Origin of the sequence: Phenylobacterium sp., assembly GCF_030654915.1 — a bacterium.
Lineage (GTDB): Bacteria > Pseudomonadota > Alphaproteobacteria > Caulobacterales > Caulobacteraceae > Phenylobacterium.
Map to the genome: position 1 here is coordinate 1 of NZ_JAURWM010000044.1, position 1,202 is coordinate 1,202.

2 protein-coding genes are annotated in these 1,202 nt (G+C 68.4%); both read left to right on the forward strand.

Features of this window, described 5'->3' with window-relative positions; all coding sequences use genetic code 11:
- Window positions 1–993 (forward strand): 2-oxoglutarate dehydrogenase complex dihydrolipoyllysine-residue succinyltransferase (gene odhB, locus Q7T84_RS02075; RefSeq protein WP_304805963.1); only part of this gene is annotated, 993 nt, incomplete at its 5' end.
- Between the two features lie 80 nt (window positions 994–1,073).
- The coding region (locus Q7T84_RS02080; RefSeq protein ID WP_304805964.1) for an FAD-dependent oxidoreductase at window positions 1,074–1,202 on the forward strand (129 nt) is incomplete at its 3' end.

Genomic DNA, 1,202 nt, shown 5'->3' on the forward strand with positions numbered 1-1,202 from the left:
GCCGAAGGCGCGGCCGGCGCCAAGCCGGCCCCCGCCGCCGCCCCGGCGGCAGCGCCGGCCCCGGCCCCGGCTCCGGCTCCCAAGGCTGAAGCTCCGAAGGCGGCTCCCGCCGCCGCCGCGCCCCTGGCCCCCTCGGCCCAGCGCATCGTGGCCGAGAACAATCTCGATGGCGCCGCCATCGCCGGCACGGGCAAGGATGGCCGCGTGACCAAGGGCGACGCCATCGCCGCCCTGGAAGCCCGCGCCAACGCTCCGGCCGCGCCCGCCGCTCCGAGCGCGCCGCGTGAAATCCACGAACGCGAAGAGCGGGTCCGCATGACCCGCCTGCGCCAGACCATCGCGCGCCGCCTGAAGGAAGCCCAGAACAACGCCGCCATGCTGACGACCTTCAACGAGGTCGACATGAGCGCGGTGATGGCGCTGCGTAACCAATACAAGGACAGCTTCGAGAAGAGCCACGGCGTGAAGCTCGGCTTCATGAGCTTCTTCGTGAAGGCGGTGATCCACGGCCTGAAGCACGTGCCGGACGTCAACGCCGAGATCGACGGCACCGACATCATCTACAAGAACCACTACGACATCGGCGTCGCCGTCGGCACCGAGAAGGGTCTTGTGGTTCCGGTGCTGCGTGAAGCCGACAGCCTGTCGCTGGCCGGCATCGAAAAGGGCATCGGCGCCCTGGGCAAGAAGGCTCGTGACGGCGGCCTGGCCATGGACGACCTGCAGGGCGGGACCTTCACGATCTCGAACGGCGGCGTCTACGGCTCGCTGATGTCCACCCCGATCCTCAACGCCCCGCAATCGGGCATCCTGGGCATGCACAAGATCCAGGAGCGTCCGATGGCCATCGGCGGTCAGGTCGTGATCCGTCCGATGATGTACCTGGCGCTCAGCTACGATCACCGCGTCGTCGACGGCCAGGGCGCCGTGACCTTCCTGGTCCGCGTCAAGGAAGCCATCGAAGACCCGCAGCGCCTGCTGCTGGACGTCTAAGCTCGGCCTTTTTGGGCAGATCGCATCTAACGACGGCGGGGCTTCACGCCTCGCCGTTTTGCTAAGGACTGGAAGAGCAAATGGCTCAATACGACGTCATCATCATCGGCGGCGGCCCCGGCGGCTACAACGCGGCGATCCGCGCGGGCCAGCTGGGCCTCAAGGTCGCGGTCGTGGAGGGCCGTGAAACCCTCGGCGGCACCTGCCTG